General features: G+C 72.8%; 5 protein-coding genes. 3 read left to right on the top strand and 2 right to left on the bottom strand.

All coding sequences use genetic code 11. The features are described 5' to 3' along the window. On the top strand, positions 1-736 hold a 736-nt coding region (locus ACFXB5_RS03885), incomplete at its 5' end, for an IPT/TIG domain-containing protein (RefSeq protein ID WP_385202070.1). A gap of 44 nt (positions 737-780) precedes the next feature. Here the strand turns inward: ACFXB5_RS03885 and otr(A) are convergent. Beyond that, entirely contained in the window at positions 781-2,766 is a 1,986-nt protein-coding gene (gene otr(A), locus ACFXB5_RS03880) for a tetracycline resistance ribosomal protection protein Otr(A) (RefSeq protein ID WP_385202068.1), read from the bottom strand. Between the two features lie 287 nt (positions 2,767-3,053). Between otr(A) and ACFXB5_RS03875 the strand changes: the two genes are divergently transcribed. After that, a complete protein-coding gene (locus ACFXB5_RS03875) occupies positions 3,054-4,520 on the top strand; it encodes a glycoside hydrolase (protein WP_385202066.1) in 1,467 nt (488 codons plus the stop codon). Between the two features lie 60 nt (positions 4,521-4,580). Here the strand turns inward: ACFXB5_RS03875 and ACFXB5_RS03870 are convergent, their stop codons facing one another. Continuing rightward, positions 4,581-5,189 (bottom strand): TetR family transcriptional regulator, encoded by a 609-nt coding sequence (locus ACFXB5_RS03870; protein ID WP_385202064.1) that lies wholly within the window; start codon positions 5,187-5,189, stop codon positions 4,581-4,583. 134 nt (positions 5,190-5,323) lie between these two features. On the opposite strand from ACFXB5_RS03870, the gene ACFXB5_RS03865 reads away from it, so the two are divergent. Further along, positions 5,324-6,151 (top strand): NAD(P)H-binding protein, encoded by an 828-nt coding sequence (locus ACFXB5_RS03865; RefSeq protein WP_385202062.1) that lies wholly within the window; start codon positions 5,324-5,326, stop codon positions 6,149-6,151. Positions 6,152-6,359 lie beyond the last annotated feature (208 nt).

Below are 6,359 nucleotides of genomic sequence, written 5' to 3'. Positions count from 1 at the left end.
CTCCCCGGGGCAGGGGCCGATCGGCGGCGGGAACACGGTGACGCTCACCGGCAGCGGCCTTACGGGCGTCACCGCCGTCACCTTCGGCTCCACGCCCGCCCTGTCGTTCACCGTGGTCTCGGCCACCCAGATCACCGCGACCGCCCCGCCGGGGGCCGCCGGGCCGGTGCAGATCACCGTGGCCGGGCCTGGCGGCACCAGCAATGGGGTCACGTACTTCTACGTCGGCGTCCCCACCCTCACCGGCGCCTCACCCGCCCAGGGCCCCACCTCCGGCGGTACGACCGTCATCCTCACCGGTACCAATCTGCTCGGTGCGACGGCGGTCAGGTTCGGGGCCGTCAACGCGATCACCTTCACGGTGGTGTCGGCCACGCAGATCGTGGCGTCGTCCCCGCCGGGCAGCGGCACCGTGCAGATCACGGTGGTGACGCCGGGCGGGACCAGCAACGGCGTCGCGTACACGTTTGTCCCCAGCCCCGTCCTCACCAGCCTGTCGCCGAACCAGGGGCCGCTCGACGCCGGGACCACGGTCACGCTCTTCGGCAGCGGTCTCACCACCACCAGCTCGGTGCTCTTCGGCGCCACGCCCGCCTCCTTCACGGTCGTCTCCGACACCTGGGTCACCGCCATCGCGCCGTCCGGGTCCGCCGGGCCGGTGAACGTACAGGTCACCACGCCCGGCGGCAGCAGCAACAGCATCGTCTACACCCGGGTGGGGCCGCCCGGGATCTAGGTAGCCAGGAGGAGCTAGGAGAAGCCAGGAGAAACCAGGAGGAGCTAGGAGCCGAGGCCCGGGGCCGCCGTCCCGGCGCGCAGCGGCCGGTCGGCGCACGGCCGGGACCACCACACGCCCTCGCCGTGCGTCAGCCGGGGCAGGACCCGCTCGAAACCGTGCACCCGGCGGGCCGGGAGCTCGCCCCGCAGCAGCCAACCCGTGGCACCGTCCACGCTCTCGCCGATGTCCGCCTCGGCGGCGGCGAGGTGGGCGGTGACCGCGGCGAGCGCCTCGGCCGGAAGCTCCAGCTCGAAGGCGTGGTACGGCTCGTAGATCCGCCACCCCGCCCGCTCCAGGGCCTCCCCGAGCACCACCGGGGTGAGGTCGCGGAAGTCGGCCGCGGTGCTCAACGGGCCGATGAACCCGGAGCGGACGAGAACGACCCGGCAGTCCGTCACCGAGCGCCCCCGGGGCCCGTGGAAGAGCGTCTCGTACACGGTCTCCTCGATCGCGTTGTGGAACGCCCGGGGCAGCGCGCCCAGTTCGGTCTCGTAGCCGAAGACCACCCCGGCGCCCCGCTCGGTGGGCTCCACGCGCAGCCCGATGGTCGCCCAGGGCCCGGTGTGGCCGACCCGGGCGATCTCGCGGGCGGCCTCGCCGACCCCCGAGGGACGCTCGACCAGCACCGGACGGCTCGGTTCGAAGTCCGCCTCGATGCCGTAGTCCTGGACCAGCGTGGCCGCGATGATCTCCTTCTGCACCTCCCCGTACAGCAGCACCGAGGTGGCCCCGCCCGGCATCGCCCGCGCGTGGATCAGCGGATCCTGGTCGGCCAGGTCGAGCAGCGCGGTGTGCAGCCGGGACGCGGCGACGGCGCCGGGCTCGCGGGCGCGGACGAGGGTCTGGAGGCTGGGCGCGGCGAAGTGCCGCCGGTCCGACGGGACATCGTGGACGGCCCCGAGCCGGTCGCCGACCCGGACCCCGGGCAGCCCCTTGATCCTCGCGATGTTCCCGGCGGTCAGCGGCCCGCGCGCGGCCCCCGCGTCCCCGAGGACCTCCAGTGCGGTGATCTGCCCGGTGTGCTCGGTCAGGGCGCCGCCGGGCTCGCGGCGGTGCAGGGTCACCCGCTGCCGTAGCGTCACCTCGCCGGAGAACAGCCGTAGATAGGCCGTACGGCCACCACGGGCACCGCCTGTGCCCCCTGTGCCGCCTCCGCCCCCTGTGCCGCCTCCGCCGCGCTCCACGGCGAAGACCGTGCCGCGCGGCTCCGCGCCGCCCGACGCGGGCGGCACCAGCCGGGCCACCCCCTCGACCAGCGCCCCGACGCCCTGGCCGCTGAGCGCCGAGCCGAAGAAGACCGGATGCGCCAGCCCCTCCGCCGTACGGGCCGCGAGCGCCGCCCCCACCTCCTCGGCCGAGGGCAGCGGACCGTCCACGACCCGCGCGAGCATCGCGTCATCGGTCTCGGCCAGCACCTCGGCCGCCTCGGCGCGCACCCCCGGATCGTCCAGGGAGCGCGGCCGGACGCGGGCGTTCCGCGTGCCCAGGTCCCGTACCGACGTCAGCGGGACGAGATGTGGCGCCAGGGCGCGCCGGATGTCGGCGAGCAGCCCCTCGTCGCGGGCGCCCGCACGGTCGATCTTGTTGATGAAGAGCAGCACCGGGAGCCGCAGCCGCCGCAGGGTCTTCATCAGCACCCTGGTCTGCGCCTGGACGCCCTCGACGGCGGACAGCACGAGCACCGCGCCGTCGAGCACCCCGAGGGCGCGCTCGACCTCGGCGATGAAGTCGGAGTGGCCGGGGGTGTCGATCAGGTTGATCTGGGTGTCCCCGGAGGTGAGGGCCGCGACCGCGGTCCGCACGGTGATACCGCGCTGCCGCTCGATCTCGCCGGTGTCGGTCTGGGTGTCCCCGGTGTCGACGCTGCCGAGCCGGTCGATCACCCCGGCGTCGTAGAGCAGCCGCTCGGTCAGGCTGGTCTTACCGGCGTCGACATGGGCGAGCACACCGATGTTGAGGGTCCGTGAGACCCGTGGAGAGCTGGGCATGGATGCTGAGGTCCTCGAAGACGGTCGTCCGGTGGGGGCGCTGAGTCGTTCCGAGGAATCGGCGCATCGGTTGCTCCTGCTCGTAGATGTCTCGTAGTGCCTCGTAGATGTGAGGTCGCGGTCATCCTGGACACGGGGGCGGGCGGAGGCAACCGAATTACGGGCGGCCCGTCACCGCGTAACCCTCGGCCCGCCCGTAGAAAGCGCTGTCACGCCTCTCGACAACGCCCGCCGCTGCCCCGACTCTTCGTAAGCGACGGGGGCCGGTGCGGCGGAGGGGACTGACGATGCGGCGCAGAACGCTTCTGGCGGCGGCGGGCACCACTGTGCTCGGGACCGCCCTCACGACCGGTACCGCCTGGGCCGACGAGACCATCGGCGTCGACCCCGGCACCGACCACGGGGCCTGGGAGGGCTGGGGCACCTCGCTCGCCTGGTGGGCCAATCTCTTCGGGCAGCGGGACGACTTCGCCGATCTCTTCTTCACCACCAAGGCGGTGGGCTACGGCGGCCGATCGCTGCCCGGTCTCGGGCTGAACATCGCCCGCTACAACCTCGGCGGCTGCGCCTGGACCAGCGTGGGCGGCGAGTCCATGGTGGCCTCGCCCAACATCCCCCGGTTCAAGCAGATCGAGGGCTACTGGCACGACTGGAACAGCGAGGACCCCGCCTCCGCGGCCTGGCACTGGAACGCCGACGCGGTCCAGCGGGCGGCGCTGGCCAAGGCCGTCCAGCGGGGCGCCGTCAGCGAGCTGTTCTCCAACTCGCCCATGTGGTGGATGTGTCTCAACCACAACCCGTCCGGCGCGGCGGACGGCGGCAACAACCTCCAGTCCTGGAACTACCGCCAGTTCGCGCTCTACCTCGCCACCACCGCCCGCTACGCCCAGGACCACTGGGGTGTCCGCTTCGCCACCGTCGAGGCGTTCAACGAGCCGTCGTCGGCGTGGTGGAAGGCGGACGGCACCCAGGAGGGCTGCCACATCGACGCGGCGGTCCAGCGGACCGTCCTCGGCCACCTGCGCACCGAGCTCGACGCGCGCGGCCTGACCGGCACCCGGATCTCGGCGTCGGACGAGACCAGCTACGACCTGGCCCGCACCACCTGGAGTTCGTTCGACTCCGCCACCCGCGCGCTGGTCGACCAGGTCAACGTCCACGGCTACCAGGGCTCGGGCGGCCGCCGCGATCTGCTGTACCTGGACGTGCGCGCGGCGGGCAAGAAGCTGTGGAACTCCGAGACCGGCGACAAGGACGGCACGGGGCTCACCCTGGCCACCAACCTCTGCCTGGACTTCCACTGGCTGCACCCCACCGCGTGGTCCTACTGGCAGGTCATGGATCCCAGCGCGGGCTGGGCGCTGATCCACTACGACCCGGACACCGCCCAGCCCGGCGCCGTGCAGACCAAGTACTACGTGCTCGCGCAGTTCACCCGCCATATCCGCCCCGGGATGCGGATCCTGGAGACCGGCTCGGACCACGCGGTCGCCGCGTACGACCCGGGGGCGCGGCGGCTCGTGCTCGTCGCCGTCAACCCCGGCGCCGCGCAGACGCTGACCTTCGATCTGTCCCGCTTCGGCCAGGTCACCGGGGGTACGGGCGGGCTGGTGCCGCGCTGGTCCACCCAGACCTCGGGCACCGGCGATCTGTACATCGCGCGCCAGGACACGGCGCTGAACGGCAAGCGGCTGAGCGTTCCGTTCGCCGAGAAGTCGGTGCAGACGTTCCAGATCGACGGGGTGACCGAGTGAGCCGACGGTAGGGCGCGGGGCGCAGTGCGTGGGGCGTGGGCGTGGGGCGTGGGCGTGCGGTTACGCGGCGAGGTGGCGGACGACGCGGCGCAACTGGTCCTCCCACCGCTCGCGGAACTCCGGCGAGTCCGGCTCGATGCCGAAGATCTGGCGGACGGCGTGCGGCATGGTGGCCGGTGCGGAGACCATGGCATAGCACATCAGCAGCACGGCGGCCGGGTCGAGGTCGTCCGCCAGCTCGCCCGCCGCCTGCCGACGCCGCATGTCGGACAGGTCCTCGCGCGGCTCGTCCCCCACCTCGCCGGTCAGCGCCTGCCAGATGGCCAGCCGGATGCCGCGGGGGTCGTCGAACGCCTCCCGGAGATAGCGGACGACCAGCTCCTCGAAGGGGACCGCGGGGTCGTTGAAGGTCGCCTCGTGCCGCAGCCACTCGCGGCCCAGCTCCCGGTAGAGGCCCTCCTTACCGCCGAAGTAGTAGGTGATCAGCTGCTTGTTGAGGCCCGCACGGTCCGCGATGTCCTGGACGCGCGCGCCCGCGAACCCCTTCTCGGAGAACTCGTCCATGGCCGCCTCCAGCAGCAGCCGCCGGGAGCGCTCCGGGCACTGCTTGCGCTCCTCGGGCGTGGGGGCGCGGCGGGGCCTCTTGGGCGTCCCCTGCATCGTCGTCATCTCCTCTTCTTCGGCCCGGACAGGCTAGCCGGGGTTCCGGCCATGCTCTCATCTAATTGTTTGACAACGTCATCCGTTTGGATGAACCTGGCTGCGGTGAGGTACGGATCGCATGACAGGCAAGGAGATTGATCATGTTCGTGGTGACCGGAGCCACCGGAAACGTCGGCAGCCATGTGGTCAAGCAGCTGGCCGACGCGGGCGCCGAGGTGCTCGCGCTCACCCGCGACCCCGAGGCGGCCCGGCTGCCGGAGGGCGTGCGGGCGGCCCGCACCGACGAGCTGCCCCTGGACGGTGCCACGGCGCTGTTCCTCAACCCCGCGGTGGCCTGGCAGACCGGGTCCGAGAAGATCCTGGAGCGGGCCAAGGCGAGCGGGGTGCGGCGGATCGTGATGCTCTCCTCGTCCTCCGTCCTGGACGATGTCGATCCGCAGCGGAACCCGATCGGCGCCCGCCACCGCGCGCTGGAGGACGAGGTCGAGGCCACGGGGCTGGAGTGGACGTTCGTCCGACCGGGCGGCTTCGCCGCGAACGCGCTGCAGTGGGTGGACCAGATCAAGGCCGGGGACGTGGTGTACGGGCCGTACGCCGAGGCGCAGATGGCGCTCATCCACGAGGCCGACATGGGCGCGGTCGCCGCCCGCGCCCTGCTCGCCGACGACCTGGTCGGCCAGACCCCCGAGCTGACCGGACCCGAGTCGCTGAGCTTCGCCGACCAGGTGCGCACCATTGGTGAGGTCATCGGGCGGCCGCTGCGGTACGAGGAGATCCCGCACGAGGCGGCGCGGGAGCGGATGGTCGGCGGGTTCCTCACGCCGGACATGGCGGACTCCCTGCTGCGCGTCTTCGCGGAGTTGGTGGACCGGCCGCAGGCGATCTCGCCTGAGGTCGAGCGGATCACGGGGCGCCCCGGGCGGACGTTCGCCCAGTGGGTGGAGGACCGCGTGGCCGCCTTCCGCTGAGGCGCCTTCCGCTGAGGCGCCTTCCGCGCTGGGGCCCGACCACGTACCGGGGCGGGACCCGGGGGCGGGTGGCCGAGCCCGAGCCCGGGGGCGAGGCGGCGCCCGCGCTCTCCGAGGAGGAGCGGGCGGGCGATGGTCGGCTGACCACCGCGGTCGCGCTGCGGTTGCGCCTGCGGCGGGCCTTCCCCTACCCACCCCTTCCCACAAC

It is taken from the genome of Streptomyces sp. NPDC059455 (genome assembly GCF_042750115.1).
GTDB classification, from domain to species: domain Bacteria; phylum Actinomycetota; class Actinomycetes; order Streptomycetales; family Streptomycetaceae; genus Streptomyces; species Streptomyces endocoffeicus.
The sequence above is the reverse complement of the archived record's forward strand: the minus strand, read 5'-3'. Positions and strand labels throughout refer to the sequence as shown.

Bases quoted from the DNA above. Each gene is read 5' to 3' on its own strand.
- ACFXB5_RS03870 (WP_385202064.1), bottom strand. From the start codon at position 5,189: ATGACGACGATGCAGGGGACGCCCAAGAGGCCCCGCCGCGCCCCCACG.
- ACFXB5_RS03865 (WP_385202062.1), top strand. From the start codon at position 5,324: ATGTTCGTGGTGACCGGAGCCACCGGAAACGTCGGCAGCCATGTGGTC.
- ACFXB5_RS03875 (WP_385202066.1), top strand. From the start codon at position 3,054: ATGCGGCGCAGAACGCTTCTGGCGGCGGCGGGCACCACTGTGCTCGGG.